Origin of the sequence: Rugamonas sp. DEMB1, from assembly GCF_029834475.1 — a bacterium.
Lineage (GTDB): Bacteria > Pseudomonadota > Gammaproteobacteria > Burkholderiales > Burkholderiaceae_D > Rugamonas > Rugamonas rubra.
The window spans coordinates 1,316,616-1,342,874 of the sequence record NZ_CP122407.1 but is presented as its reverse complement, the minus strand read 5'-3'; the positions used below and the strand labels follow the sequence as shown (position 1 = coordinate 1,342,874).

25 protein-coding genes and 4 pseudogenes are annotated in these 26,259 nt (G+C 67.2%); 17 read left to right on the top strand and 12 right to left on the bottom strand.

Features of this window, described 5'->3' with window-relative positions:
• The first annotated feature begins 7 nt into the window (after positions 1–7).
• The 9 genes from QC826_RS06140 (at position 8) to QC826_RS06100 (ending at position 5,512) form a co-directional block, all read left to right on the top strand.
• The gene (locus tag QC826_RS06140) at positions 8–424 is read left to right on the top strand and encodes a PRTRC system protein C (RefSeq protein WP_279764826.1); all 417 of its coding nucleotides are present in this window, start codon (positions 8–10) and stop codon (positions 422–424) included.
• Positions 421–1,512 carry a PRTRC system protein F gene (locus QC826_RS06135; RefSeq protein ID WP_279764825.1) on the top strand — a complete coding sequence of 364 codons (1,092 nt, stop codon included), beginning with the start codon at positions 421–423 and terminating at the stop codon, positions 1,510–1,512. The genes QC826_RS06140 and QC826_RS06135 overlap by 4 nt, the downstream gene beginning before the upstream one ends.
• Positions 1,509–2,246, top strand: coding sequence for a PRTRC system protein B (locus QC826_RS06130; protein WP_279764824.1), 738 nt, complete (start codon positions 1,509–1,511; stop codon positions 2,244–2,246). The genes QC826_RS06135 and QC826_RS06130 overlap by 4 nt, the downstream gene beginning before the upstream one ends.
• Positions 2,247–2,257: 11 nt before the next feature.
• On the top strand, positions 2,258–3,031 hold the full coding sequence (locus tag QC826_RS06125; protein WP_279764823.1) for a PRTRC system protein A: 774 nt from the start codon (positions 2,258–2,260) through the stop codon (positions 3,029–3,031).
• 10 nt (positions 3,032–3,041) lie between these two features.
• Complete coding sequence (locus QC826_RS06120; protein ID WP_279764822.1) at positions 3,042–3,779, top strand: PRTRC system ThiF family protein; 738 nt, start codon at positions 3,042–3,044, stop codon at positions 3,777–3,779.
• Entirely contained in the window at positions 3,776–4,174 is a 399-nt protein-coding gene (locus tag QC826_RS06115; protein ID WP_279764821.1) for a hypothetical protein, read from the top strand. Before QC826_RS06120 ends, QC826_RS06115 begins: the two co-directional genes overlap by 4 nt.
• A gap of 10 nt (positions 4,175–4,184) precedes the next feature.
• Complete coding sequence (locus QC826_RS06110; protein WP_279764820.1) at positions 4,185–4,772, top strand: hypothetical protein; 588 nt, start codon at positions 4,185–4,187, stop codon at positions 4,770–4,772.
• A 115-nt stretch (positions 4,773–4,887) separates the two neighbouring features.
• Positions 4,888–5,244 carry a hypothetical protein gene (locus tag QC826_RS06105; protein ID WP_279764819.1) on the top strand — a complete coding sequence of 119 codons (357 nt, stop codon included), beginning with the start codon at positions 4,888–4,890 and terminating at the stop codon, positions 5,242–5,244.
• Positions 5,237–5,512 (top strand): AlpA family transcriptional regulator, encoded by a 276-nt coding sequence (locus QC826_RS06100; protein ID WP_279764818.1) that lies wholly within the window; start codon positions 5,237–5,239, stop codon positions 5,510–5,512. Before QC826_RS06105 ends, QC826_RS06100 begins: the two co-directional genes overlap by 8 nt.
• Here the strand turns inward: QC826_RS06100 and QC826_RS06095 are convergent.
• Positions 5,463–6,755, bottom strand: a complete 1,293-nt coding sequence (locus tag QC826_RS06095) for a tyrosine-type recombinase/integrase (protein WP_279764817.1) — start codon at positions 6,753–6,755, stop codon at positions 5,463–5,465. The two genes, QC826_RS06100 and QC826_RS06095, sit on opposite strands and share 50 nt — an antisense overlap.
• A gap of 199 nt (positions 6,756–6,954) precedes the next feature.
• Here QC826_RS06095 and mutS point away from each other — a divergent pair.
• Together mutS and QC826_RS06085 are read left to right on the top strand one after the other, a co-directional pair.
• A pseudogene (gene mutS, locus QC826_RS06090) lies at positions 6,955–9,638 on the top strand (DNA mismatch repair protein MutS).
• Complete coding sequence (locus tag QC826_RS06085) at positions 9,635–10,663, top strand: hypothetical protein (RefSeq protein ID WP_279764816.1); 1,029 nt, start codon at positions 9,635–9,637, stop codon at positions 10,661–10,663. The pseudogene mutS and the gene QC826_RS06085 overlap by 4 nt, the downstream one beginning before the upstream one ends.
• A 44-nt stretch (positions 10,664–10,707) precedes the next feature.
• On the opposite strand, the gene QC826_RS06080 is transcribed toward QC826_RS06085, so the two are convergent.
• On the bottom strand, positions 10,708–11,250 hold the full coding sequence (locus QC826_RS06080) for a peptidylprolyl isomerase (RefSeq protein ID WP_093387778.1): 543 nt from the start codon (positions 11,248–11,250) through the stop codon (positions 10,708–10,710).
• Between the two features lie 113 nt (positions 11,251–11,363).
• Between QC826_RS06080 and QC826_RS06075 the strand changes: the two genes are divergently transcribed.
• The 3 genes from QC826_RS06075 to QC826_RS06065 all read left to right on the top strand — a co-directional run bounded on the left by QC826_RS06075 (position 11,364) and on the right by QC826_RS06065 (position 13,533).
• On the top strand, positions 11,364–12,485 hold the full coding sequence (locus tag QC826_RS06075; protein WP_093387776.1) for a cupin domain-containing protein: 1,122 nt from the start codon (positions 11,364–11,366) through the stop codon (positions 12,483–12,485).
• 27 nt (positions 12,486–12,512) lie between these two features.
• Positions 12,513–12,989 (top strand): hypothetical protein, encoded by a 477-nt coding sequence (locus QC826_RS06070; RefSeq protein WP_279764815.1) that lies wholly within the window; start codon positions 12,513–12,515, stop codon positions 12,987–12,989.
• A gap of 295 nt (positions 12,990–13,284) precedes the next feature.
• A complete protein-coding gene (locus QC826_RS06065; protein ID WP_099414613.1) occupies positions 13,285–13,533 on the top strand; it encodes a hypothetical protein in 249 nt (82 codons plus the stop codon).
• Between the two features lie 250 nt (positions 13,534–13,783).
• Here QC826_RS06065 and bamC read toward each other — a convergent pair whose 3' ends face one another.
• The 9 genes and pseudogenes from bamC to QC826_RS06020 form a co-directional block, all read right to left on the bottom strand.
• Complete coding sequence (gene bamC, locus QC826_RS06060; protein ID WP_279764814.1) at positions 13,784–14,887, bottom strand: outer membrane protein assembly factor BamC; 1,104 nt, start codon at positions 14,885–14,887, stop codon at positions 13,784–13,786.
• A gap of 136 nt (positions 14,888–15,023) precedes the next feature.
• Positions 15,024–15,901: pseudogene (dapA, locus tag QC826_RS06055) on the bottom strand (4-hydroxy-tetrahydrodipicolinate synthase).
• Between the two features lie 84 nt (positions 15,902–15,985).
• Positions 15,986–16,489 (bottom strand): bifunctional 2-polyprenyl-6-hydroxyphenol methylase/3-demethylubiquinol 3-O-methyltransferase UbiG, encoded by a 504-nt coding sequence (locus tag QC826_RS06050; RefSeq protein ID WP_279766400.1) that lies wholly within the window; start codon positions 16,487–16,489, stop codon positions 15,986–15,988.
• 107 nt (positions 16,490–16,596) lie between these two features.
• A pseudogene (locus QC826_RS06045) lies at positions 16,597–17,798 on the bottom strand (tryptophan--tRNA ligase).
• A 6-nt stretch (positions 17,799–17,804) separates the two neighbouring features.
• A complete protein-coding gene (locus QC826_RS06040; protein WP_279764813.1) occupies positions 17,805–18,473 on the bottom strand; it encodes a site-2 protease family protein in 669 nt (222 codons plus the stop codon).
• Positions 18,474–18,543: 70 nt separating this feature from the next.
• Positions 18,544–19,167 carry an L-threonylcarbamoyladenylate synthase gene (locus tag QC826_RS06035; protein WP_093387768.1) on the bottom strand — a complete coding sequence of 208 codons (624 nt, stop codon included), beginning with the start codon at positions 19,165–19,167 and terminating at the stop codon, positions 18,544–18,546.
• 48 nt (positions 19,168–19,215) lie between these two features.
• Complete coding sequence (gene htpX / locus QC826_RS06030) at positions 19,216–20,103, bottom strand: protease HtpX (protein WP_279764812.1); 888 nt, start codon at positions 20,101–20,103, stop codon at positions 19,216–19,218.
• Between the two features lie 207 nt (positions 20,104–20,310).
• Positions 20,311–21,144, bottom strand: a complete 834-nt coding sequence (locus QC826_RS06025) for a 3',5'-nucleoside bisphosphate phosphatase (protein WP_093387766.1) — start codon at positions 21,142–21,144, stop codon at positions 20,311–20,313.
• A gap of 252 nt (positions 21,145–21,396) precedes the next feature.
• Complete coding sequence (locus QC826_RS06020; RefSeq protein ID WP_279764810.1) at positions 21,397–22,284, bottom strand: alpha/beta fold hydrolase; 888 nt, start codon at positions 22,282–22,284, stop codon at positions 21,397–21,399.
• Positions 22,285–22,520: 236 nt separating this feature from the next.
• Between QC826_RS06020 and QC826_RS06015 the strand changes: the two genes are divergently transcribed.
• Together QC826_RS06015 and QC826_RS06010 are read left to right on the top strand one after the other, a co-directional pair.
• Complete coding sequence (locus QC826_RS06015) at positions 22,521–23,045, top strand: gamma carbonic anhydrase family protein (protein WP_279764809.1); 525 nt, start codon at positions 22,521–22,523, stop codon at positions 23,043–23,045.
• Positions 23,046–23,050: 5 nt separating this feature from the next.
• Positions 23,051–24,040, top strand: a complete 990-nt coding sequence (locus QC826_RS06010; protein ID WP_279764808.1) for an Hsp33 family molecular chaperone HslO — start codon at positions 23,051–23,053, stop codon at positions 24,038–24,040.
• A gap of 68 nt (positions 24,041–24,108) precedes the next feature.
• On the opposite strand, the gene QC826_RS06005 is transcribed toward QC826_RS06010, so the two are convergent.
• Positions 24,109–24,426: a hypothetical protein gene (locus tag QC826_RS06005; RefSeq protein WP_279764807.1), complete on the bottom strand. Its 318-nt coding sequence runs from the start codon at positions 24,424–24,426 to the stop codon at positions 24,109–24,111.
• Positions 24,427–24,431: 5 nt separating this feature from the next.
• Between QC826_RS06005 and QC826_RS31180 the strand changes: the two are divergent.
• Positions 24,432–25,070: pseudogene (locus QC826_RS31180) on the top strand (TonB-dependent receptor plug domain-containing protein); the annotation flags it as partial.
• Positions 25,071–26,259: the final 1,189 nt, after the last annotated feature.

Here is a 26,259-nt window from a genome sequence, read left to right as displayed (position 1 = left end):
AGCCCACATGGAAATCAGTCAACTGCGCCGCGAGTTCAAGTACAACAGCGTGAAGCTGCCGGACCCGAATCCCGCCTTCAGCCTCACCCAGGTGCGCGACTTCTTCGCCAACGTCTACCCGGAGATCATCAGCGCGGACATCGAAGGCCCGGCAATCGACGGCGACAAGCACACCTACAACTTCCGCCGCGCCGTCGGGACGAAGGGGGCCGCGAGCCGCGCCGCCAAGATCCGCAAGCAGATGATCCAGCAGCTGCGCGAGACCGGCACGTTGTCGAGCAGCCCACGGCCGGCGTGCGCGATCACGATGAAGCAGGCCCACCAGCCCCTGGCGCTGCGGATCGAGACCGTCCTGCGCGCCAACGCCAAGACCTCCCCGCAGCGCTGGCTCGCCCCCGGCGCCAACCAGACGGTGCTGCCGTGATCGCGCACCAGGCACAGGCCACCATCGCCCTGCCGTGGCTGTCGGCCGCGATCCCGCGCGAGGTGTACGTGCCCAGCACCGCCAATTTCGCCGCGCCGCTAGCCCTGGCCCTGCTCGAGGCCGGCGTCGTGACCGACGACATGATCGTGCCCGGGCCGAACGCCACGCTGGTCCAGGTGCTGGCCGAGCCGGACGAGCGAGAAATGTCCACGCACGCCCTGACCGTCTGGTGGAACGACCTGAAGGTGCGGTTTCCGATGCGGACCTTCCGGTGGGAGCTGCACGTCCAGCAGCTGATGGAGGACTTGAGCGGCCAACAGCGCAAGAACAAAACACCCATCGCCTGGTTCTGCATTTCGCGCAACCAAAACACCGATATACCCCGCCTCACGCTGGCGCGGTGCGCGGGAATACTCGAAAAGCGCCTCGAGGGCTTCGGTCAGACCGTATTGGCGGTGCTGCACGACGCGACGCTGCGCATGCCCGAGTCGTTGACGCCCTGGGTGGCGGCGAATTGGGCGGACCGGATGTACTGGCAGGAATCCGAAAACGACGAGGAGATGATCCGGCAGGCGCGCGAGGAGGGGCGCATTGCGGTCGCCGTCGGCGCCGACCCTGCACTGGACGAGCTCGTCGCCTCCGACCTGATGACCCGCGCGAAGTTCTACGACGGCATGCCCCGATGGGCGACAGAGCCGCGGCGCGTCGTGTCGAGAGAAGCGATTGTGCGCGCTGCGCGCGGGAAGTACGAGAAGAGCGTGATCGCGGCTTGCGACGCCATCGCCGAAGTAGTCGGCAGGCCTGGCTTCAACCTGGAACCATGGGATTTCGGCGCGCACCACACGGGTCACTATCCGATCGACGGCTGCATGGTCCTGCTTTGGCGCGACAACGACAGGGTTGGCCAGGTCATCGACGACTGGGTCAACGAGATCTCCGAAACCGGCGAGGGGTCGGAATTGCTCGACGCACCACCGATCCCGCTGACGAAGAAGGACGTGCTGAACTACATCCGCCGAACGGAGCAGATGATGGAGCTGGCACAGGCCACCGAACGCCTCCTCGAGCTGATCGGAGATCCGCTATGAGCCGCGTGCGCGTGCTTGCCGACGACGAAAAGCAGCTGGTGCTATCCGAGGCCCTGCTGATGTACCGGTCCGGCCGGGGCGAGGTGTACGCCACCACCCATCCGATCCACGCCGATCCGCTGGACCCGCGCCGGAGCATGATCGGGCCGGGTTCGCCGCTGACCAAGGCGGCGCTGGCCGGGTTCGCCAAGGCCGTCGGCGCGGCGACGACGTTCGGCGGCTTCGTACCGGAACAGCTGCTCTACACGTCGCCCAACCTGATCGCATGGTGGGCGCCCGAGAGCATCCGGCGCTGCTGGTTCAAATCGCCCGAGGCGGCCATCGGAGAACGCGCCGCCGACGTTGCCCACCCGGCGCTGGTGTTCGTCGTCACCTCGGGCGACTGGTTTGTGTTCGCCCTGCGCGACTCGGCGCGGCCCACGCCGGACACGAAGCTCTTCGAATCGCCGCATTTCAACGTATGGGCGGGCGGCCGGATCTGCACGGGCAACGTCGACCTGCCGCCGGCGATCACCGCCGGCGCCATTCCCGCCTACGAGGACGCCTTTCATCGCAGCCACTTCACGCACCCGAACCGCGCCGATGCGGTGAACTACCCGGGCGGCATGACGGCGCTGTGGCGCGACCAGCTGGCACTGCCGGACATGGCGGCCATGCGCGGCGCGCTGAAGAAGTCCAAAGAGACGCTGCGCCAGGCGATCAACCGCATCGCGAATCTTCCACAACAACCCTAATTGGAGCACCTATGAACGGCCAAGAATTCCTGATCAAGATAAACGAACTGCTGGACCTGAACAAAGTAGCGTGCGCCGAGTTCGCGCGCGCCACCGAGGCGACTGTGCGCGCCGCCCGGCCGATGATGCTGGCCGTCGACGAGGAGAACCTCGACGACGAGAAGTACCCGATGGACCTGGCCCTGCTCCGCGCGGCGCCGGTGGTGGCCGTTCCCGTCCACAGCGAGTTTTTCCCGCTGCAGGAGAACGGCCACCGGCTCCTGCTGGCGACCGACGGCATCTACCTGGAGGTGCGCAGGCCCTGGCTGCACTTCACCCACCGGCTGGCCGCCGTGTCGGGCGTGCGCGTGCCCTACGGCCCGATCAAGGCCGGCTTCGAACTCGCGTTCGGCTCGCTGGGCAAGACCATGGAGCAGCTACAGGACTTTGCGCTGCACGCCAGCGCGGCGGCGCCGCTCGAGGCGGCCGCCAGCGTCATCTGGAACCACTCGACGTCGGCATGGCGCATCGAGTACCCGGAGACGATCGGCGAGGCCAGCGCGACGCATATTCAGTTCAAGCAGGTGGAGATCGGCGACGACGAGAGCGTCGTGGTCGACCTGCACAGCCACGGCAACCTCGAGGCCTTCTTCAGCTCGACCGACGACCAGGACGACGCCGGCAGCGTCAAGATCGCCGGCGTGTACGGCAGCCTGGACAAGGACAAGCCGACGGTGGAGTTCCGGCTGTGCGTGCTGGGCCTGACGATCCCGATCAAGGTGCCAGCCGACCGCATCTTCGCCTAGGAGAGGACGCATGCCCCACTACACACCCGCCCGCCTGCTCGAGCGCCAGGTCAAGATCGCGCTGGTCGGCTGCGGCGGCAACGGCTCGCAGATGCTGACCGGCCTGGCGCGCCTCAACCACGCCATCATGGCGCTCGGCCACCCCGGCCTGCTGGTGCAGGCGTTCGACCCGGACACCGTCAGCGAGGCCAACCTGGGCCGCCAGATGTTCGGCGCCTTCGACGTTGGCCAGCCCAAGGCGCACGTGCTGGTCAACCGCATCAACGCCTTCTTCGGGCTCGCCTGGAAATCGTTCTACGGCCGCTATGAGGCGAACGACGCCGACATCATCATCGTCTGCGTCGACAGCCGCAACTCGCGCCACGGCATCAATCGCGAGATGTGGAACTACCGCGCCGAGTACCTGATGGACCTGGGCAACCGCGCGGCCGACGGCCAGGTGGTGCTGGGCGAGGTGCGGCCGAGCGACGACAACGCCACCCGGCCGCTTGGCCATGTGCGGCTGCCCAGCCCCTACGTGCTGCTGCCCGAGCTGGTCGACGTCAGCGTGCCGGAGGACGACACGCCGAGCTGCGGCCTGGCCGAGGCGCTGGAGCGCCAGGAACTGTTCATCAACCAGGCGATCGTCACGCCGGCGCTGAGCATCCTGTGGGAGCTCTTCCGCCACGGCAAGCTCACCTGGCACGGCGCCTTCGTCAACCTGCGGACCGGCAGCATGCGGCCGCTTCCCGTGAAGGAAGCAGCATGAGCAAGCTCAACTATTGGTTCACATCCGGCCACGCCGATTGCTTGCGGCCGGAAACCGGCAACCGTCGATTTTTCACCATTGGAGACGTCAAATTGAACACCACCATACCGCCGATCACCGACCCGCTCGGCCAGCATTGGCGCCAGCCACCGACCTCGGCGATTCTACTGGACAACACCCATGCCGTGATGACCGAGGCAACCTTCCAGCAGTTGGCCGAGTATTCGTACTCGTTTCCGTCCGGGGTCTATCCGGGAAAGATGTGGCGCCGGTATGACGGCCTGTTCGACCAGCGCTGCGCGATCACCGACCTGCAGTGGCTGCTGATGTGGTTCGGCGAATGCGACGACCCGACGAAGTGCACCAACAACTCCCGAAGAATTCTGATTGCTTGAGAGGCGAAACATGGACATGACAATTCCCGACACGGCGGCGCCGAACGCGCTGCAGCTGCTCCTCGAGGACGACGAGCTGGCGGCCAACTGCCAGGGCGTGGCGCACTACCGCGCCGAGCTGGCCAAGCTGGTGCGCGAGCAGTTCGCCGGCACGCCGGCGGTCGGCGGCGCCTTCGGCGCGCATACGCCTGGTCGGATCACCGCGCCGATCACGCCGAGCGGCCGCGCCTTCGGCCTGATCCCGGTCGGCAAGGGCTGGGCCGACGACCTGATCAACTGGTCGACGCGCGAATTCCGCAATCCGGCCGATGCGCGCCGCCTAAAAGCATCCTGGAATGCCTGCCTGTATGCGACCACCGCAGATCTCGAGTATTTCGCTACAACGCCACAGCAGCCGTGGGTGCCTGCCCTTGATCGGTTGGAACTTGGCGTACTTCGGGAATGCCTCCGCGCCGCACACGACGCGCTGGAATCGACCAGCGACAGCGATCTCGACCATTTTGAAGACGAAGAGGAGGAACGCGAGTCCGCTCCTGTTCAATTCGCGGCACGCAAAGTAATGCAGGCCATCGACGCAATTGACCCCTTCATTTCCTGAAACGGATCACCACCATGAACCCAACTACCTACGAACAATTCTGCGCACTTCGCGACCAGTGCCGCGCCGGCGAGGAGCCCCTGAGCACACGGAGAAGCTGGCTTTTGAGATCGCAGTGCAGGCATTGGTTTCCAAGTTCGACGCCCACCAAGCCCTGATGCGGCAGCGCCACGCCGATATCGTGCGCAGTGTGGTCAAGGTCGGCGACGTCTTGACGCACAGCGGATGCATGGGCTGCCTCTTCGAGCACGAGTTTTCTAGCTGGGACGGAGCATGGATGCGCGGCGTCCCGACTCGCGATACGTATCGCTTTGACGGCAAAGAAGGCGGCCGCCGCGCCCACCACAATCAAGCCGCCGACATTGCGCCTGCCAGTGTTACTCATATCAACCGAGTACCGGTCGAGGCCGTCGAATTTCTGGCCGACCGCACTGCAGTTTGCCTCGACATCAAGGAGCAGGCCAATGGCTGAAGTGAAACGCATCTACGTTGGCCTCTCGGAGGTGGCCAGCATGCTGTCGCTGGCCATGTCCACCGTCCAGCGCCTGGTGCGCGAGAAGCAGTTTCCAGCGCCCCGGCAGATCTCCGCCGGCCGCGTGGGATGGCTGGTGCGGGAGATCGAGTCCTGGGCGGAAACACGCCCGGTGTCCGACCTTCCGCCGCCGCCGAACACCGGCGGCCGCAAGGGCACTAAGCGCCAGACCGCACAAGGGATTCCAGATGCTGGTCAAGCAGCATAATCCACTTGCGCTTTTCTTTGTCATATTCGTGCAGGTTGTACGTGCCGGTGATGCCTGGCTTCATGTGGCCAAGCATCACCTCGGCGATCTCGTCCGGACAGCCGATCGCGGCCAGCTGGGTCCGCGAGCTGCGGCGCAGGTCGTGCGGCGCCCAGCGCTCGACAGGCAGACGGGCCCGCTCGTAAAGCGGCCTGGTCTTCGAATACGGCATGCGCATCCAGACCGTGCAGCCGATGGTCTTCTGTTCGACATGCCCATACTCGCCGTTTGAAACGAACAGGTAGCCTGTCTTGACCAAGGCGACACGCCGCCGCACCACCGTCTCGGCCCGGCCGACCAGCGGCACCCGGAAGTCCGCGGCATGCTCCCTCCAGTGGTTTTTGGTCTTCGCCTTCGGCACGATCCACCATAGCCCATCCGCCTCTTCGACTATCTCCTCCACCTCCATCGCGCAGATCTCCGAGCCGCGCGCCATCGTCCACAGGTACAACGTGCACACGTCCTCGGCCAAGCGCGGGAAGTTCGGCAACCAGGGAATCAGCACCCGCAGTTCGGCGACGCTGAGCACACGCTTGGCGGTACCGACCTTCATCCCCTGCAGCTCGCGCCCCTTGCTGCGCAACTTGCCGCGCATGATCAGGCGCCACCAGTTCGCTGCGCTCTCGGGCAGCCGGCCGGCGTCAAGGGCGTAATCCCAGGCGGCGCCCATCTCGGCCCGCAATTTCGCCGCCTGGACCGGAATACGGGCGAACGACTCGATCAGATCAAACGCGACGGAGCGCGTGACGTCGACGGCCGGCAGGTTGGCGGTATCGCCGAGCATGGTCTCGAACATGCGGCGCACCTCGGCCGCGCCCTTGGCACTACGGTTTAATTCGATGTGGCGCACCAGGTAGGAATTGCACACCTGAGCCACGGTAAGGTCCTTCAGCGCGCGCTGCTCGCGTTCAGCTGCAGCGGTGGCATCCTCCCGGGCCTTGGTCTCACGCTTGGCAAGGCCGGGATCGCCGCCGGCGCCGCGCTCTTCGCGCAGCTTCTCCCAGGCCACCGTCGCGCTGGCCAGCGACATGGCCGGCCATTCGCCGATCTTGGTCTGCCGCATCCGTCCGTCGAGGGGGCTTTTATAGCGATAAATCCAGGATCTCTTCTGCGAAGTGGCGACCATGCGCAATCCTGGGCATTCGGAGATGGTAAAGTGTTGGCCTGCTTCGAGGAGCTTGGCGGCACGTGCGTCAAATGGCATGGTAGTCCCTGTAGCGTAGGTCCGGCGTAGCTTTTTGCCGCCGCCGCGAACCAGGGACAGATTCTAGCGTAAGTTTACATTTTCATACGCTAAAACCTACGCCAAAATCTCAAGTGGAGTGACTTTAGATGACTTGTGATGACTAAGCCCGCTCGCACCAACACGAACAACAATACGTAACACAATCAAATACTTAGATATGAATATGCAGTTAAATCAAGAGCTTGCGGAGACCGGCAAAAGCAAGGTTACTCCGATGATGCAGCAGTACCTGCGCCTGAAGGCCGACCACCCGACCATGCTGCTGTTCTACCGGATGGGCGATTTCTACGAGCTGTTCCACGAGGACGCCGAGAAGGCCGCGCGCCTGCTCGGCATCACGCTGACGGCGCGCGGCAGCTCGGGCGGCAATCCGATCAAGATGTGCGGCGTGCCCTTCCACTCGCTCGACGGCTACCTGGCCAAGCTGGTCAAGCTGGGCGAGTCGGTCGCCATCTGCGAGCAGATCGGCGACCCGGCCACCAGCAAGGGGCCGGTCGAGCGCAAGGTGATGCGCGTGGTCACGCCGGGCACCCTGACCGACGCCGACCTGCTGCCGGAAAAGGCCGAGCGGCCGCTGCTGGCGCTGTGCACGGTCAGCCAGCGCAAGGTGGTCACCGCCGGCCTGGCCTGGCTCTCGCTGGCCAGCGGCGCCTTGAAGTTGATGGAGTTCTCCGGCGACGCCAAGACCGTCGCCGCGCGCATGCAGCAGGAGCTCGAGCGCATCGCCCCGGCCGAGATCCTGCGCGGCGACAGCGCCGACCTGTTCGAGCACAACCCCGGCGCCAACACCAGCCGCGTGCCGGACTGGCACTTCGACGTGGTCGGCGGCCACAAGGCCCTGCTCGACCAGCTGGCCGTGGCCACCCTGACCGGCTTCGGCGCCGACGGCCTGGGCGCCGCCTTCGGCGCGGCCGGCGCGCTGCTGCGCTACGCCCAGTCCACGCAGGGGCGCGGCCTGCAGCACGTGCGCAGCCTGACCACCGAGACCGAGACCGAGTTCGTCGGCCTGGACGCGGCCACCCGCCGCAACCTCGAGTTGACCGAGACGATCCGCGGCCAGGAGTCGCCGACGCTGTTCTCGCTGCTCGACCACTGCCGCACCGCGATGGGCTCGCGCCTGCTGCGCCACTGGCTGCACCACGCCCGCCGCGACCAGCGGGTGGCGCGCGCGCGCCACGTCGCCATCGGCGCGCTGGGCGCCAGCGACGCCACCGGCGCGCTGGCCGCCACGCTCGGCCAGGTGCCCGACATCGAACGCATCACCACCCGCATCGCCCTGCTGTCGGCCCGGCCGCGCGACCTGGCCAGCCTGCGCGACGGCCTGGGCCAGCTGCCCGCGCTGCGCCAGGCCATGCTGCGCAGCCTGGCCGGCGGCCCGGCCGGCGACAGCGCGCTGCTGGCGGCGATCCACCAGGCGCTGGCCACGCCGGCCGACTGCCTCGACCTGTTGGCACGCGCCGTGGCCGCCGAGCCGGCGGCGATGGTGCGCGACGGCGGCGTCTTCGCGGCCGGCTTCGACGCCGAGCTCGACGAGCTGCGCGGCCTGTCCGAGAACGCCGGCCAGTTCCTCGTCGACCTCGAAACCCGCGAGCGGGCCCGCACCGGCATCGCCAACCTGCGCGTCGAGTACAACCGCGTGCACGGCTTCTACATCGAGGTCACCAACGGCCAGGCCGACAAGGTGCCGGACGACTACCGCCGCCGCCAGACCCTGAAGAACGCCGAGCGCTACATCACGCCCGAGCTGAAGGCCTTCGAGGACAAGGCCTTGTCGGCGCAGGACAAGGCGCTGGCGCGCGAGAAGATGCTGTACGAGCAGCTGCTGGCCGACCTGGCGCCGCACATCGGCGTGCTGCAGACCATCGCCCAGGGCCTGGCCCAGCTCGACACCCTGACCGCGCTGGCCGACCACGCGCTGCGCCACAACTGGTGCGCGCCGCAGCTGGTCGAGCACGCCTGCGTCGACATCGCCGAGGGCCGCCATCCGGTGGTGGAAAACCAGATCGAGCGCTTCATCGCCAACGACTGCAAGTTCGTCAACGAACGCCGCCTGCTGCTGATCACCGGCCCGAACATGGGCGGTAAATCGACCTTCATGCGCCAGGTCGCGCTGATCACGCTGCTGGCCTACGTCGGCAGCTACGTGCCGGCGGCCAGCGCCGTCATCGGCCCGATCGACCGCATCTTCACCCGCATCGGCGCCACCGACGACCTGGCCGGCGGCCGCTCCACCTTCATGGTCGAGATGACCGAGTCGGCCGGCATCCTCAACGCCGCCACCGAGCACTCGCTGGTGCTGATGGACGAGGTGGGGCGCGGCACCTCGACCTTCGACGGCCTGGCGCTGGCCTGGGCCATCGCCCGCCACCTGATCGACAGCAGCCGCAGCTTCACCCTGTTCGCCACCCACTACTTCGAGCTGACCCAGCTGCCCGAGAGCCACCCGAGCGCGGCCAACGTGCACCTGTCGGCGGTCGAGCACAAGGACTCCATCGTCTTCCTGCACGCCGTGCAGGAGGCCCGGCCTCGCAGAGCTACGGCCTGCAGGTGGCCCAGCTGGCCGGCGTGCCGCAGGGCGTCATCAAGGCGGCGCGCAAGCACCTGGCGCGGCTCGAGGCGCAGGCGCTCGACGCCACGCCGCAGCTCGACCTGTTCGCCGTGCCGGCGGCCGACGCCGACGACGAGGCCGTCGCCGCGCCGGCGGCGGCGGCGGCGGCCAACCCGGCCTTCGACGAGCTGCTCGACGCCCTCGGCGAGCTCGACCCGGACGCGCTGACGCCGCGCGAGGCGCTGGCCCAGCTATACGAACTGAAACGCCTGGCGCGGCCGGCGCTGGCATGATGCCGCGCGCGGCCCTAGCCTTGGCGCTGGCGCTGGCGGCGGCGCCGGCCGGCGCGGCGCCGGCCAAGGGCTTCCAGTTCGGCGTCATCGGCCACTCCTTCAAGGCCGGCGCCGACGCCGCCGTGCTGCGCCAGGCCATCGCCGAGGCCAGCGCCGGCAACGCCGCCTTCGTCGTCGCCACCGGCATCAAGGCCGCCGGCGAGCCGTGCAGCGACAAGCTGTACGGCCAGCGCCGCGCCATGTTCGACGCCGCCGACAAGCCGATGATCGTCTCGCTGGCCGGCAGCGACTGGACCGGTTGCAAGAACTCGGCCGGCCGCTCCAACGCCATCGAGCGCCTCAACCGCCTGCGCGAGCTGTACTTCGCCGACGCCCAGTCGCTCGGCGAGCGCCGCCTGGCGCTGACGCGCCAGTCGGCCAGCGCCAAGTTCCGCAGCTACGCCGAGAACGCCCACTGGGAATACGGCAACGTGCTGTTCGCCACCCTCAACCTGCCGGCCAGGAACAACCACTTCCTGCCCGAGGCGGGCCGCAACAGCGAGTTCGAGGACCGCCTGGTGGCCAACCGCGCCTGGCTGCAGCGCCTGTTCACCCTGGCCGCGCGCAAGCGCCTGGCCGGCGTCGTGCTGTTCTGCGACGGCGACCCCGGCCTGCAGGCCGACGCGGGCTTCTCGCTGCTGGCCGGCTTCCAGTCGAAGCCGAACAAGCAGGACGGCTTCGCCGAACCGCGCCGGCAGCTCAAGGCGCTGGCCGAGAAGTTCGACGGCAAGGTGCTGCTGGTCGACGCGCAGGGCGGCGCGCAGGCGGCCAACGGCAATGCGGCGGGGAATGGCGCTGCGGCGGGGAATGGGAACGGGAATGGAAACGCGGCAAGCGCGGCCGCGACGGGCGGCGAACCGGCCATTGTCTGGCGCGGCAATCTGGGGCAGTTGAGCCTGGCCGCCGAATGGGCCGAGCTGCGCGTCGGCCCCGGCGCCGCCCCCCTCTTCACTGTCAAGGGCGGCGGCGCCGACGCCGCGCAGTAGCGGGCGCGCCCTCGGGCGTCCCGCCGCCGCGGTGTTGCGGGTGCTTAGTGGATCGGGTGAATGGCGACGTGGTCGCCCGCTTCGCCTTCGTCATCCTCGTCGCCATGGTGGTGGCCATGGGCGCCGTGCACGTGGCCGTGGGCCATCTCTTCGTCGGTGGCGGCGCGCACGTCGACCACGTTGAGCGAGAAGCGCAGGGCGATGCCGGCCAGCGGATGGTTGCCGTCGAGCACAACCTTGTCGTCGGCGATGTCGGTCACGGTGAAGATCATCGCTTCCTCGTCGTCCTCGCTGTCGGGCATGCCTTCGAACTGCATGCCCACTTCCAGCGGCTCGGGCAGGCGGCTGCGCGGCTCGACCTTGACCAGCGACGAGTCGTACTCGCCGAAGGCGTCGTCCGGCTCGACCTGGATGATCGACGAATAGCCGACTTCCTTGCCGTCCAGTTCCTCTTCAATTTTCGGCAGCGTGTTCTCGTAGCCGCCGTGCAGGTAGACCATCGGCTGGCTACCGTCTTCGATCAGATTGTCCTGTGCATCGGACAGCTTGTAATTCACAGTCACGACCGTGTTCTTGGCAATCTTCATTGTATTTCCTTTCTGTAGATAATCCCCGCGATTATACCCTGCCTGCGCCCGCCGCTGGCGCCGTGGCGGCGCAAATCCCTGCAGCGGCGCGACGCCGATGGTTATAATGTCGTATGAAAAAACTACCCCTCCTCGGCGACATCACGCCGGCGCAATTCCTGCGCGACTACTGGCACAAGAAGCCCCTGCTGATCCGCCAGGCCATCCCCAATTTCAAGCCCCTGCTCAGCGTCGACGCGCTGGCCGCGCTGGCCGCCCAGGACCACGTCGAAGCGCGCCTGGTCAGCGCCAGCGGCGGCCAGTGGGCCATGCAGCACGGCCCGCTGACGGCGCTGCCGCCGCGCACGCAGAAGGAATGGTCGCTGCTGGTGCAGGGCGTCAACCTGCACGACGCCCGCGCCGACGCGCTGCTGCGCCAGTTCCGCTTCCTGCCGGACGCCCGCCTGGACGACCTGATGGTCAGCTTCGCCACCGACGGCGGCGGCGTCGGCCCGCATTTCGACTCCTACGACGTGTTCCTGCTGCAGGCCCACGGCCAGCGCCGCTGGCGCATCGGCCCGCAAAAGGACCTGAGCGTGATCGACGGCCTGCCGCTGAAGATCCTGGCCAACTTCAAGCCCAACGAGGAGTTCATCCTCGAACCGGGCGACATGCTCTACCTGCCGCCCCACTACGCCCACGACGGCGTCGCCATCGGCGACTGCCAGACCTATTCGATCGGCTTCCGCTCGCCCTCGTTCCAGGAGCTGGGCGAGGCCTTCCTGCAGTTCATGGCCGACTCGATCGACCTGCCCGGCCGCTACGCCGACCCGGAGCTGGAGGCCAGCAACAAGCCGGCCGAGATCCCGCGCCACATGCTGAGCACCGTCGCCGACGAGCTCAACAAGGTGCGTTTCACCGAGGACGACGTCACCATCTTCCTCGGCGAGCACCTGTCCGAGCCGAAGCACAATGTGTTCTTCAAGGGTCCGGCGCGCCCGCTCAACGTCGGCAAGTTCGCCGAGGCGGCCGCCAAGCGCGGCCTGGCGCTGTCGCGCAAGACGTTGATGCTGTACCGTGGCAAGCACGTCTTCATCAACGGCGAGTCCTTCGCCATCGGCCGCGCCGACAAGGCCACGCTGGAGGCCCTGGCCAACGCCCGCGCCCTCGACGGCGCCGCCCTGGCCAAGGCCTCGCAGGACGTCATGGACGCGCTCTACACCTGGTACCAGGACGGCTGGATCGAACTGGCCTAACACGCGCAACCCACCCCAGGAGGCCCCATGGAGCAGTCGTCGCAGCCGTTTTCTAGCCGGATGGAATTCGAACAGCGGCTGCGCGGCTGCCTGGCGCGGGCCGAACACAGCCTGGACCTGTTCGACCCCGACTTCTCGCTCTGGAACCTGGGCCACTCGGCGGTGGACGCCGAACTGCGCCGCTTCCTGGCCGGCCACGGCCGGCTGCGCCTGGTGGCGCACAGCAACGCGCACCTGCAGCGCATGGCGCCCCGCTTCCTGCGCCTGCTGGCCGATTACGGCCACGCCGTCGAATGCCGCCAGACGCCGGCCGGCCTGCGCCAGCTGAGCGACTCCTTCTGCCTGGCCGACGGCGCCATGCTGGTGCGCCGTTTCCATTGCGACCATGTGCGCGGCGAGGCGGTTTTCGCCGATTCCGATGCCATAAAGATAGCGTCGGATCGATTTGCATCAATATGGGACGAATCCTTGCCCGGTTTGCATGCAAGTACAGCTGGATTATGAGCAGGATCAAGGTAGAATGCGCTTGTTCGACTTGAAAACTGGTGAAGGTGACCACTCCGTCCGACGTGGTGGGAACCGAAAAGTTGCGATATCGCAAAATAGTTGTGAAAACGGCTGTCGCGGCTATTGCGACGCACCAAAAATCGCTATAATATTCGGTTAGGAAGTTTCCGTTGTCTGGCAGGCACCCTATGGTACGAAAAGCCTTCGAAGACGCCCTAATGAGCGATAATTACCGGTAATTATTCATCGCAACATTGTTGTTTTTAATTTTGAATTAATTGAGGAAAACCCCATGAAAAAATCCCTGCTGATCATCTCCCTGTTGACCGTTGCTCTGGCTGCTTGCTCGAAAAAAGAAGAAGCTCCTGCTGCTCCAGCTCCAGTAGCTGCTCCAGAAGCCGCCGCTCCTGCTGCCGCTCCTGCTGCCGCTCCAGCTGCTGACGCTGCTGCTGCTCCTGCTGCTTCGGCCGCTGCTGCTCCTGCTGCTTCGGACGCTGCTGCTGCTCCAGCCGCTTCGGCCGCTCCTGCTGCTTCGAAGTAATCAGCTCGATGAAAAAAACCGACCTTCGGGTCGGTTTTTTTTCGCCTGTCGCTTTTGCAAAAGGCAGGACAACCCCGGCAACCCGGGGTCAGCCCCCCGCGGGGGTCTGACCCCAATCCGCCGCCGCCGGCTATGCCGCGCAGGAAAACGGGGGGCGCCGTGCGTAAGCAGTCAAAAAAAACCGGCGCGCAGCCGGTTTTTTTACGTCCCGCCGCCGCCGGGGCGGCGACGGGACCGAATTAACTTCGGATTACTTCAGTTGCTCGTGCAGCAGGGTCAGGATCTTCTCGGCGGTGGCGCTCTGGTCGCCCTTGCCTTCGTTGCTCAGCACGGTGACCAGGCTGTTGCTGCCCGCGCCGGCCTTGACCGAGATGCGGTAGCGTTGCGCCTCCTTGTCCGACTCCGACGAGCCCCAGCTGAACAGCTTGCTGAAGAAGCCCTTGGTCGGACCGGTGTCCTGGTCGACGTAGCGGACGAAGTAGACGCCCTGGGTGCGGTCGCGGTCCTCGACGGTGAAGCCGGCGCGGTCCAGCGCCAGGCCGACCCGGCGCCAGGCGCGGTCGAAGCCCTCGTCGACCTCGACGGCGCGGCTGGCGGCGGCGCCGACCAAGGTGGCGTGCTGCGGCTGCACGATGGCCGAGGCGACGGCGGTCTTCGCCTGCGCCTCGTCGGTGCTGCTGCCCAGCTTGGTCATCAGGCGCGCCAGGAACTGCGCCTCCAGGCCCGGATCGTTGGGCCGCGCGGTCCACATCGTGCCGTCCTTCTGCGCGCCGGTGATCACCTCCTGGGCGCCGCGGTGGCTGATGTAGATCTCGCTCGAGCCGTCCGCCAGGCGCTCGATGCGGGTGCGGAACTTGTCGCGCTCGCCGCTCGAGTACAGCGAGTCGAACACCTTGCCCACCGTGTTGCGGATGAAGTCCTGCGGGATCTTGGCGCGGTTCTCGTTCCACTCGGTTTCCATGATGCCGGCGCTCGGCATGTCGAGCGCCAGCGTGAAGCCGGACTCCTCCCAGAAGCTCTTCAGCTGCGGCCACAGCTGCTCCGGCGTCTGCTTGAGCACCAGCCAGCGCTGGTTGCCCGCGCGCTCGACCTTGATGCTGCTCAGGGTGGTCGGCGCGACCGCCTGGCCGGCGGCCATGCCGGCGCCGGCCGGGGCGCCGTTCTTCTGCGCGTTGTAGCCGGACGCGGTGGCCACGCCCAGGGTCGAATCCGGCAGCGAATAGCGATTGTCTTTCTGCAATTGCGTCAGGTCCGGCGGCACGTCCAGCGTGCTGGCTTTCTTGGCGGACTTGTAGTCCACCTTGTCGGTTCCGATGACGGAGCCGATCATGCCGCAACCGGTCAAACTGGCCATCAGGGCGCCAACTACCACGGCGCGCTGCGGGGAAAGAGAAGCTGTCTTGCGAATAGTCATGTCGTTACTGGATAAGTAGCTGGAATGCAGCTGGTATCGGAAGTCCCGGCCGGGTGTGGCCGGGGCTTGTTGCTGCTTACGGCATCACGCCGGCTTCGCGCAGGGCGGCGCGGACGGCGTCGTGGCACTCGGCGGCCAGCGGCACCAGCGGCAGGCGCAGGCCGGCGGGCATCATGCCCATCTCGGCCAGGGCCACTTGACCGGCACCGGGTTCGGTTCGATGAAGAGTTTCTGGTGCAGCGGGAAGACCTTGTTGTTGATCTCGACGGCACGGGCGATGTCGCCGGCCATGGCCGCCTTGCACATCTCGTGCATGGCGCGCGGCGCCACGTTGGCGGTGACCGAGATGTTGCCCTGGCCGCCGGCCAGCATCAGCGCCAGCGCGCTCGGATCGTCGCCCGAGTACACGGCGAAGCTCTTCGGCACCAGGCGCAGCAGGTCGTAGCCGCGGCCGATGTTGCCGGTGGCGTCCTTGATGCCGACGATGCCGGGGATGGCCGCCAGGCGCACCACGGTCTCGTTGCTCATGTCGGCCACGGTGCGGCCCGGCACGTTGTACAGGATGATCGGCAGGTCGACCGCCGCGGCGATCGCCTTGAAGTGCTGGTACATGCCCTCCTGGGTCGGCCGGTTGTAGTACGGCACCACCGACAAGGCGGCGTCGGCGCCGGCTTCCTTGGCGTAGCGGGTCAGCTTGATGGCCTCCTCGGTGGAGTTGCCGCCGGTGCCGGCGATGATCGGGATGCGGCCCTTGGCATAGCCCACCGTCGCCTTGATCAGCGCGCAGTGCTCCTCGACCGAGACGGTGGCCGACTCGCCGGTGGTGCCGACGATGACGATGCTGTCCGTGCCCTCGGCGATGTGCCAGTCCACCAATTTTTGCAAACCCGGATAGTCCAGACTGCCGTCTGCGTGCATCGGGGTGACGATTGCTACTATGCTGCCCTTAATCATAGATTACCAATTGGGTGAAGAATTAAAACAACGATTGTAGACCATAGCCCGAGCATGTGGAGCATCTCGGCCGACAATCGGCGTTCAAAATGACGGCAATAACGCCGCCTCGCGGGGGAATTCCGCCTTGACGGCGCAGATTCGTTGCACCATCGCAGCTTTTGGCGCGTCCAGCACGCCGTCCTCGTAGGCGATCACGCGCAACTCGTGGTCGCGCGCCCAGGCCAACAGTTCGCCGGGCTGCAGCAAAAAGTCGGGATTCGAGGGCTTGCCGAAACGGGCGTTGCCGTCGGCGAAGGTTTCATAGATCAACATGCCGTTCGGCGCCAGGCTGGCGACCATGCCGGCCAGCAGCGGACGGTGCAGGTAGTTGGTGACGACGATGCCGGCGAAGCGCCCCGGGCCGAACGGCCAGGCGGCGCCGGCCGCCTCCAGCTCGATCTGCGAGGTGACGATGCCCGGCCCGGCGGCGGCGGCCAGCGCGGCCGGGTCGCGGTCGACGGCCACCACGGCGTGGCCCAGCGCGGCCAGGTGGCGCGCGTGGCGGCCGCTGCCGCAGGCCAGGTCGAGCGCCTCGCCGCCCGGCATCAGCGGGGCGTAGCGGCGCACCCAGGCCGAGACGGTCTCGCCGCCGTGGCCGCCGTTGTGCGCCGCGTTGTGCGCCGCCTCGTGCGCGCCGCTCAGGTCGACGCCGCTCATGAGTAGGCCAGCCCCATCGCCTCGCGCACGTCGCGCATGGTCTCCTGCGCCAGCTTGCGCGCCACGTCGTTGCCGTCGGCGACGATGGCGCGCACCAGCGAGGGGTCGTCCAGGTATTGCTGGGCGCGCTCGTGCATCGGCTCCTGCTCCTTGACGATGGCGTCGATCACCGGCTGCTTGCACTCGAGGCAGCCGATGCCGGCCGACTTGCAGCCCTTCACCACCCACTCCTTGGTGGCGGCGTCGGAATACACCTCGTGGAACTGCCACACCGGGCACTTGGCCGGGTCGCCCACGTCGCTGCGGCGCACCCGCGCCGGGTCGGTCGGCATGGTGCGCACCTTCTTGGCGACCACGTCCTTGTCCTCGCGCAGGGCGATGGCGTTGCCGTAGCTCTTGGACATCTTGCGCCCGTCCAGGCCGGGCAGGCGCGAGGCCGCCGTCAGGCGCGCCTGCGGCTCGACCAGGATCAGCTTGCGGCTGCCCTCGAGGTAGCCGAACAGGCGCTCGCGGTCGATCATCGACAGGCTCTGGGCGTCGTCGAGCATGGCCTTGGCCTGCTCCAGCGCGTCGTCCTTGCCCTCCTGCTGGTATTCGGTGCGCAGCTCGTTGTACAGCTTGGCGCGCTTGCTGCCCAGCTTCTTGACCGCCTCCTGCGCCTTCGCCTCGAAGCCCTTCTCCTTGCCGTACAGGTGGTTGAAGCGGCGCGCGATCTCGCGCATCATCTCGATGTGCGGCACCTGGTCGTCGCCCACCGGCACCTGGCTGGCGCGGTAGATCAGCACGTCGGCCGCCTGCAGCAGCGGGTAGCCGAGGAAGCCGTAGGTGGCCAGGTCTTGCTGCTCAGGTTGTCGATCTGGTCCTTGTAGGTCGGCACCCGCTCGAGCCAGCCGAGCGGCGTGGCCATCGACAGCAGCAGGTGCAGCTCGGCGTGCTCGGGCACCTTGGACTGGATGAACAGGGTCGCCTGCGACGGGTCGACGCCGGCCGCCAGCCAGTCGACCAGCATGTCCCAGGTGCTGCGCTCGATGATGCTCGGATCGTCGTAGTGCGTGGTCAGGGCGTGCCAGTCGGCCACGAAGAACAGGCAGGGCAGCTCGGACTGCATCTTGATCCAGTTCTTCAGCGCGCCGTGGAAGTGGCCGAGGTGCATGCTGCCGGTGGGCCGCATGCCGGAGACTACGCGATCGGGATACATAGTGGGTCAGTTCAAAAGGAGGGAAATGGGCATCACGATCAGGCCGAACAGGTGGACGACGAAAGCCACCCCCGCCGACAGGACGCCGTCCAGCAGGCCGAACTGCATCGCCATGATCAGGCCGATGAAGACGAACATGCCGTAGCGTTCGATCGAGGCGTAGGGCCGCGCCAGACGCAGCGGCAACAGGCCGGTGACGATGCGCCCGCCGTCCAGCGGCGGCAGCGGAATCAGGTTGAAGACGCACATGGCGGCGTTCACGCTGAGGCCGGCGACGGCCATTTGGACGAAGAAGTTGTCGCGCCCCAGTCTGCCGCCCAGCAGCATCAGCAGCAGCATCCAGCCCAGGCCCATGGCGAAGTTGGCGGCCGGACCGGCCGCCGCCACCCAGGCCATCTGCTTGCGCGGGTTGCGCAGGCGGTTGTAGTCGACCGGCACCGGCTTGGCGTAGCCGAAGGGGATCTGGATCGTGAAGTACAGCAGCAGCGGCAGCAGCACCGTGCCGAAGGGGTCGATGTGGCGCAGCGGGTTCAGGCTCAGCCGTCCTTCGTTGGCGGCGGTGGGGTCGCCGAAATAGCGCGCCACGTAGCCGTGGGCGGCTTCATGCAAGGAAATCGCAAAAAGGACGGGAATAAGGTAGACCGTGATGGTCCGGACGACTAGTTCGATGTTCATGGGTGGGATTCTAACAGAGGCGGCTGGCGGTTTTTGGCGCAACGAATGGGGGGCGGCAAGTGGCGCCCGGTCACAGGCCGAACATGGCGGCGTCGCCGCGCCCCTGGCGCAGCAGCGTGGCGTCGGGCCCGCTCAGGTCGATCACCGTGGTCGGCTCCAGGCTGCAGGCGCCGCCGTCGATGATCAGCTCGATCTGCTTCTCGATGCGCTCGCGGATGCTGTCGGCGTCGGTCAGCGCGTCGGCGTCGCCGGGCAGGATCAAGGTGGTGCCCAGCAGCGGCTGCTGCAACTCGGCCAGCAGCGCCTGCACGATGACGTTCTCCGGCACGCGCAGGCCGATGGTCTTGCGCGACGGGTGGCTCAGCCGGCGCGGCACGCACTTGGTGGCCTCGAGGATGAAGGTGTAGGGGCCCGGCGTGGCCGCCTTGAGCAGGCGGAACTGGCGGTTGTCGACCCGCGCGTAGACGCCGATCTCGCTCAGGTCGCGGCACAGCAGGGTCAAATGGTGCTTGTCGTCGATGCCGCGGATGCGCCGCAGGCGCTCGACGGCGCCCTTGTCGTCCAGGTGGCACACCAGCGCGTAGCAGGAATCGGTCGGCACGGCGACGATGCCGCCGCCGTGGATGATTTGCGCCGCCTGCTTGATCAGGCGCTGCTGCGGGTTATCCGGGTGGACCTGGAAAAATTGACTCATCTGGCGGTGTGGGCGGCGTGACGGGCACGCCGCGCGTTATTGATCTGCTTACAATTGTACGCCACGCAGGGCGGCGATACGCTGCTCGAGCGGCGGGTGGGTGGAAAACAACTCCGACCAGCCGCCCCGGTTGGTGATGCCGGCCGCCGCGATCGACTGCGGCAGCTGGCCCGGCTGCATGCCGCCCAGGCGGGCCAGGGCGTGCTGCATCGGCACGCTGCTGCCGAGCAGCTTGGCCGAGCCGGCGTCGGCGCGGAACTCGCGCTGGCGCGAGAACCAGGCGACGATCAGCGAGGCGACCAGGCCGAACAGCAGTTCGCAGACGAACACGGTGACGGTGTAGCCGATGCCGGGGCCGCGCCGCTCGCCGTTGTTCTTGAGCAGCACCTTGTCGACGAAGAAGCCGACCACCCGCGCCAGGAACACCACGAAGGTGTTGACCACGCCCTGGATCAGGGTCATCGTCACCATGTCGCCGTTGGCGACGTGGGCGATCTCGTGGCCCAGCACGGCCTCGACCTCGTCGCGGTTCATGCTCTCGAGCAGGCCGGTCGACACCGCCACCAGCGCCGAGTTCTTGAAGGCGCCGGTGGCGAAGGCGTTCGCCTCGCCCTCGTAGACGGCGACCTCGGGCATGGCGATGCCGGCCCGCTCGGACAGGGTCTTGACGGTGTTGACCAGCCACAGCTCGGTCGACGAGGACGGCGCCTCGATGACGCGGGCGCCGGTCGACCACTTGGCCATCGGCTTGCTGATCAGCAGCGAAAAGATGGCGCCGGTGAAGCCGACCACCAGCGAGAACACCATCAGGCTGCCGATGTTCAGGCCGGCGGCGCCGCCGGCGCCGGGCCGGCCGACGCCGAGCAGCGACAACACCAGCGACAACACCAGCATCACGGCGAGGTTGGTGGCGATGAAAAGGATGATTCGTTTCATAAATAGTTTCTCCTGGCGCAAGTACCAAGTTGATAAGATACGGCCGGGCGCCGGCAAATGCAAGCGCGCGGTGGCGCGATTAAGCCTGCTTTAACGATGGATTGGCGCCGCCAAGGCGGTACATGCGGAGAGCCGGAGTCTGCCAGGGTCAGACTCCCCGCCTTGGCGCTAGGGTCTGACCCTAAGGCGGCGGGTCCGACGCCGCTCTCAGAACCAGTCGTGCCAGACCGGCTTGACGCTGGCCGGCAGCGCCGGCAGCAGGGCGAAGTCGACGCGCGACTCGCCCGGGGCGTGGAAGTCGGTGCCGCGCGAGGCGAGAAAGCCGTACTGGTTGGCCAGGTGGGCGTATTCGGCGTACTGGTCCGGCGTGTGGCTGCCGGTGACCACCTCGATGGCCGTGCCGCCGAGCTGCTTGAACTCGTCGAACAGCGCGCCCTCGGCGGTGCGGCTGAACTTGTAGCGGCCCGGGTGGGCGACCACGGCGATGCCGCCGGCGCCACGGATCCAGCCGACCGCGTCCGCCAGGCTGGCCCAGCAGTGCGGCACGTAGCCCGGCTTGCCCTCGGTCAGGTATTTGCGGAACACCTCGGGCAGGTTGGCGCATACGCCGGTTTCCACCAGGTAGCGGGCGAAGTGGGTGCGCGACATCAGGTCCGGGTTGGCGACATACTTGAGCGCGCCCTCGTAGGCGCCGGGGATGCCGACGGCGGCCAACTGGCGGGCGATCTCGCGGCCGCGGCTGTCGCGGCCGGCGCGGGTGCGCTCCAGGCCGGCCAACAGGGCCGGGTTGGTCTCGTCGAGCTGCAGGCCGACGATGTGCACCGTCTCCTTGGCCCAGGTGATCGAAATTTCCACGCCGGAGACGAACTGCATGCCCAGGTCGATGGCGGCGGCGCGCGCGGCGGCGGTGCCGCCCACCTCGTCGTGGTCGGTCAGCGCCCAGACGTCGATGCCGGCCTTGCGCGCGTGCTGCGCCACGGCGGCCGGCGCCAGCACCCCGTCGGACACGGTGGAATGGCAGTGCAGATCAACTTTTAACATACAAAAACGAACCCTTACATCAACGGCAGGAATGAAGCTTCCATTGTACGCTGCTTGCACGCGCCCGGCCGGAGCGGGCGCAACAAGCGGCGGCGCGGCTCCGGGGGCAAGCCCAAAATGCAGTTGACTCTGGCAAACCCCACCGGCGAAAATCCAGGGTCAGACCCTAGGGTCTGACCCTCGATCTGCGCCCGTGGGTGGTTTGAAGGCCGCCGGCGCCTTGGCCTAAAGGCGCGGCACCGCGGCCCGGGATCACTCGGCCAGGAACGCCTCCAGCAGCCGGGCCAGCTCCTCCGGCTGGTCGTGGTGCAGCATGTGGCCGGCGTCGGCCATCATGTGGCAGCGCACGTCGGCCAGGCAGCCCAGGCGGCGGTCGATCTCGACGCGCGCCTCGGCCTTCGGCCCCATCCATTGCCACATATTGGTGTCCTCGGCCTCGATCCACAACACCGGCGCGGTGATCGTCTTCCAGCAGGCCAGCACCTCGTCGATGTGGTACAGCAACGGCCCGGCCTGCTTGTGCACCGGGTCGCCCAGGATCTCCCACTGCCCCGCCGCGTTCGGCGCCGACCAGTGCTGCGCCAGGAAGGCGGCGCGCGCGTCGGTCAGGCGCGGGTTGGTCTTCTGCAGCCGCGCCGCCACGGCGCCCACGTCCGGGTAGCCGCGCATCTGCGGCGGCGTGCACAACTCGTCGAGCCACTTGGCGTAGCGCGCCGGCGCCTGCTCCGGCGCGCTGGCGCGCATGCCGAAGCCCTCCAGGTTGACCAGCTTGCGGATGCGCCCGGGCCGCACGCCGGCGTACAGGTTGACCACGTTGCCGCCCATGCTGTGGCCGAGCAGGTTGACGGCGCCGTCCGGCGCGTAGTGGCGCAGGATGGCGTCGAGGTCGGCCAGGTAGTCGGGGAACCAATAGGTGTCGGCGCCGGAGCGCTCGCTCAGGCCGAAGCCGCGCCAGTCCGGCGCGATCACGTGCCAGTCGCCCTTGAGGCAGTCGACCACGAACTGGAAGGAGGCGGCCACGTCCATCCAGCCGTGCACCATGAACAACTTGGGCGCGCCCTCGCGGCCCCAGTGGCGGACGTGGGTGCGCAGGCCGCGCACGGTGAGGAATTCGGAGCGGGAGGGTGTTGTCGTGTGCATGGCGTGCTGCCTTGATGGTCTGGAATGCTGGCTTGAAATTGGCGCCGTCGGCGCAATATCGGTTCATTGCTGGCCGAGAAACACGATAATAGCACGACCGTTCTTAAATTGCCGGGGAGATAGATCCAGCGCGGTTCCTGCATCCCCGCCCCGCCGGCGGCGCCGGACTTTTCGGCAGGCAACGGCCGCCAGGGCGTAAAATAGCGCCATCCCTCAGCACTTTACCAAGGCTCTCCATGACTATCTACCAATTGGGCGAAAACGCGCCCGACATCGATGCATCCGCCTTCGTCGCCGACAGCGCCAACCTGATCGGTAAAGTCACCGTGCACGCCAACGCCTCGGTCTGGTTCGGCACCACCATCCGCGGCGACAACGAGCGCATCACCATCGGCGAGAACAGCAATGTGCAGGAGGGCACGGTGATGCACACCGACATGGGCTATCCGCTGACCGTGGGCAGGAACGTCACCATCGGCCACCAGGCCATGTTGCACGGCTGCACAGTGGGCGACGGCGCGCTGATCGGCATCCAGGCGGTGGTGCTGAACGGCGCCGTGATCGGCAAGGGCTGCCTGGTCGGCGCTGGCGCCCTGGTCACCGAGGGCAAGCAGTTCCCCGACCACAGCCTGATCATCGGCACGCCGGCCAAGGCCGTGCGCCTGCTGAGCGAAGAGGAAATCGTCAAACTACAAGGCAACGCGGACAACTACGTCCAGCGCGGCCAGCTGTTCAAGAAGCAACTCAAAAAGATTGGATAACCCGCATGACCACTAGCACCGACCACCCGACCACGACGCAGATCGTTGGCGCCGACGCCGACACCCTGCAGAAGTTCATCTTCGACAACGCCGCCGTGCGCGGCGAGTTCGTCGACATCTCGGCCACCTGGCGCGAGGTGCTGTCGCACCACCAGGACTACCCGCGCGCCGTCAAGAAGCTGCTCGGCGAGATGGTCGCCGCCGCCGCCCTGCTGTCGGCCAACCTGAAGTTCAACGGCTCGATCATCATGCAGATCCACGGCGACGGCCCGGTGCGCCTGCTGGTGGTCGAGTGCGACGGCGAGCTGCGCCTGCGCGCCACCGCCAAGCTCGACCCGGAGGCGGTCATCGCCGACGACGCCCTGCTGCCGGCCATGCTCAACGTGAACGGCAAGGGCCGCTTCATCATCACCCTCGACCCGGCCGACAAGATGCCCGGCCAGCAGGCCTACCAGGGCATCGTGCCGCTCGACGGCGACGACGTCGCCACCGTCATCGAGAACTACATGCTGCGCTCGGAACAGCTCGACACCAAGCTGTGGCTGGCCGCCGACGACGGCGTCTCGCGCGGCCTGCTGCTGCAAAAGCTGCCCTACCACGGCGGCAAGACCGAGGCCGCGCCGCTGACCCAGGACGAGGCGCTGGAAACCTGGAACCGCGCCGTCATCCTCGGCTCGACGCTGAAGGAGCAGGAGCTGCTCGAGACCGGCATCGAGGTGCTGATGCAGCGCCTGTTCTGGGAGGAGACCATCCGCGTCTTCGATCCGCTGCACCCGTCGTTCAACTGCAGCTGCACGCGCGACAAGGTCGGCAACATGTTGAAGATGCTGGGCCGGCCCGAGGTCGACGGCGTGCTCGCCGAGTTCGGCACGGTCGGCGTCAACTGCGACTTCTGCGGCCAGCACTACGAGTACGACAAGGTCGACTGCGCCCAGCTGTTCGCCATCGACGTGCCGGCCCAGGTGCTGATCCCGGTGGGCGACGTCAAACACTAAACCCCACCACCAGCGCCAACAAATCCAGGGTCAGACCCTCAGGGTCTGACCCTCGGCATTAGCGGCGGCTACCAGCGCGGGCACACCTTCGGCGCCACCTCCAGCGCCGTGATGCTCTTGCCCTTGCCGCCGCGCGTCAAGCGCACCGTCTCGACGCAGGGCGCGCGCATCACGCGCGACTGCTGCCGCGTGCACGTCACCAGTTGCAGGCCGGCCCGGCCGTCGCAATCGAAACCCTCCACCTCCATGCGCACCAGGGCCTGCTCGCTCGGCATGCCCAGCGGCACCGTCGCGTTGACAAAGGACGCCAGCTCGGGCGACGGGTACTGGTCGACGCTGGCGCAGGCGCCCAGCGCCAACAACATCAGGATGGAAAGCTTACGCATAGGAAATGGGCCTCGGTTGGGAACCCCATTCTAACGGCAAAGCGAGCGCTTCCTCTAGTCCCCGCCGCCGCGTCATCGAGACGTCATCGCCCCGTCATCGCCCCGTCACACGGCCGGCCTACCATGCGCAACGTTGCAGTTCCTCCCATGTTACAACTTTGTCATCCAAGGCCCATCCCATGAACAAGCACTCGACCACGGCGCGCGCGCCCTCCTCCACCGGCATCAAGGCCATCTCCGCCGCCTCCGTCTGCATGGCGGCCGCGCTGAGCTTCCCCATGATGGCGATGGCGGCCAACGTCGCCGCCGCCGTGGCCGAAATGGCTTCCCCGGCCGCCGACAGCGCCGCCGCGGCCGCCGCGGCCGACGCCGGCGCCAACGCGGACCTGGCCGGCGCCGTCGCCGGTCCGATCACCAAGGTCGAGATCACCACCCGCAAGAGCCGCTCCTCGGTGGCGCTGAGCAAGAGCGACATGCAGAAGATGCTTCCCGGCATCAACCCGCTGAAGGCCCTGCAAACCCTGCCCGGCGTGAGCTTCCAAACCGCCGACCCGTGGGGCAACAACGAACAAAACCTGTCGCTGTTCGTGCACGGCTTCAGCGGCCAGCAGCTCGGCTACACCATGGACGGCGTGCCGCTCGGCGACCAGCAGTACGGCAACTACAACGGCCTGTCGCCGCAGCGCGCCGTGATCAGCGAAAACGTCGGCAACGTCATCCTGTCGTCCGGCGCCGGCGACCTGGCCACCGCTTCGACCAGCAACCTGGGCGGCACCATCGAGACCTTCTCCAGCGAGCCGGCCATGCAGCGCGGCGCCACGCTGCAGCAGACCGTGGGCAGCCACAAGACCTCGCGCACCTTCGCCCGCTTCGACAGCGGCGTGTTCGGCGAGGGCAGCCGCGCCTACCTGTCGGCGCTGCACCACGAGGCGCGCGCCTGGGACTTCGCCGGCCGCCAGGGCGGCGACCAGGTCAACGCCAAGTTCGTCAACCAGAGCGCGGCCGGCAAGCTGACCGCCTTCTTCAACTGGTCCGACAAGATCGAACCGAACGAGGACAGCACCGTCCACGTCGCCAACGAGACCAGCGCGCCCTACACCCGCCCCTTCCTGTTCCCCGACTTCGCCGCAGCGCTGAAGTATTTGTCGCCGACCGGCGCCACCCCTGCCGCCGACGGCAACAACTACCGCAACTACTACAGCGACGCGCAGCGCACCGACTACCTGGGCTACCTGAAGTACGAGGCCAACCTGGGCGAATCGACCACCTGGTCGAACCAGATCTACTACCACAACGACGACGGCGTCGGCGTCGTCGCCGGCCCGATCGGCGTGGCCGGTTTGCCGGCCCTGTTCGGCGTCTACTACCCGAACCAGAACCTGAAGCAGGTGTTCGGCGGCTCCGGCTACGCCACCCGCACCACCGAGTACGAGATCAAGCGCGGCGGCCTGCTGTCGACCCTGCGCACCGAGATCGGCGACCACCAGCTGCAGACCGGCGTCTGGCTCGAACGCAACCGCTCGTCGGCCTACCGCCGCTGGTACGCGCTGGACGTCAACAAGCCGAGCTCGCCTTACGAGCGTCCGAGCAACCCGCTGATCACCCAGTACGGCAGCGAGATCGACAACAAGGTGGTGCAGTTCCACCTGCAGGACGAATGGCGCGTGCGGCCCGACCTGTCGCTGCAGGCCGGCTTCGAAGTCCAGCCTGCAATTCGCCGAGGGCAAGTTCCCCGTGCAGCCGGCCAAGGGCGCCATCGCCAACGGCTCGCTGGCCTTGCCGGTGGGCGACATCACCACCAAGAAATGGTTCCTGCCGCAGCTCGGCGCGCGC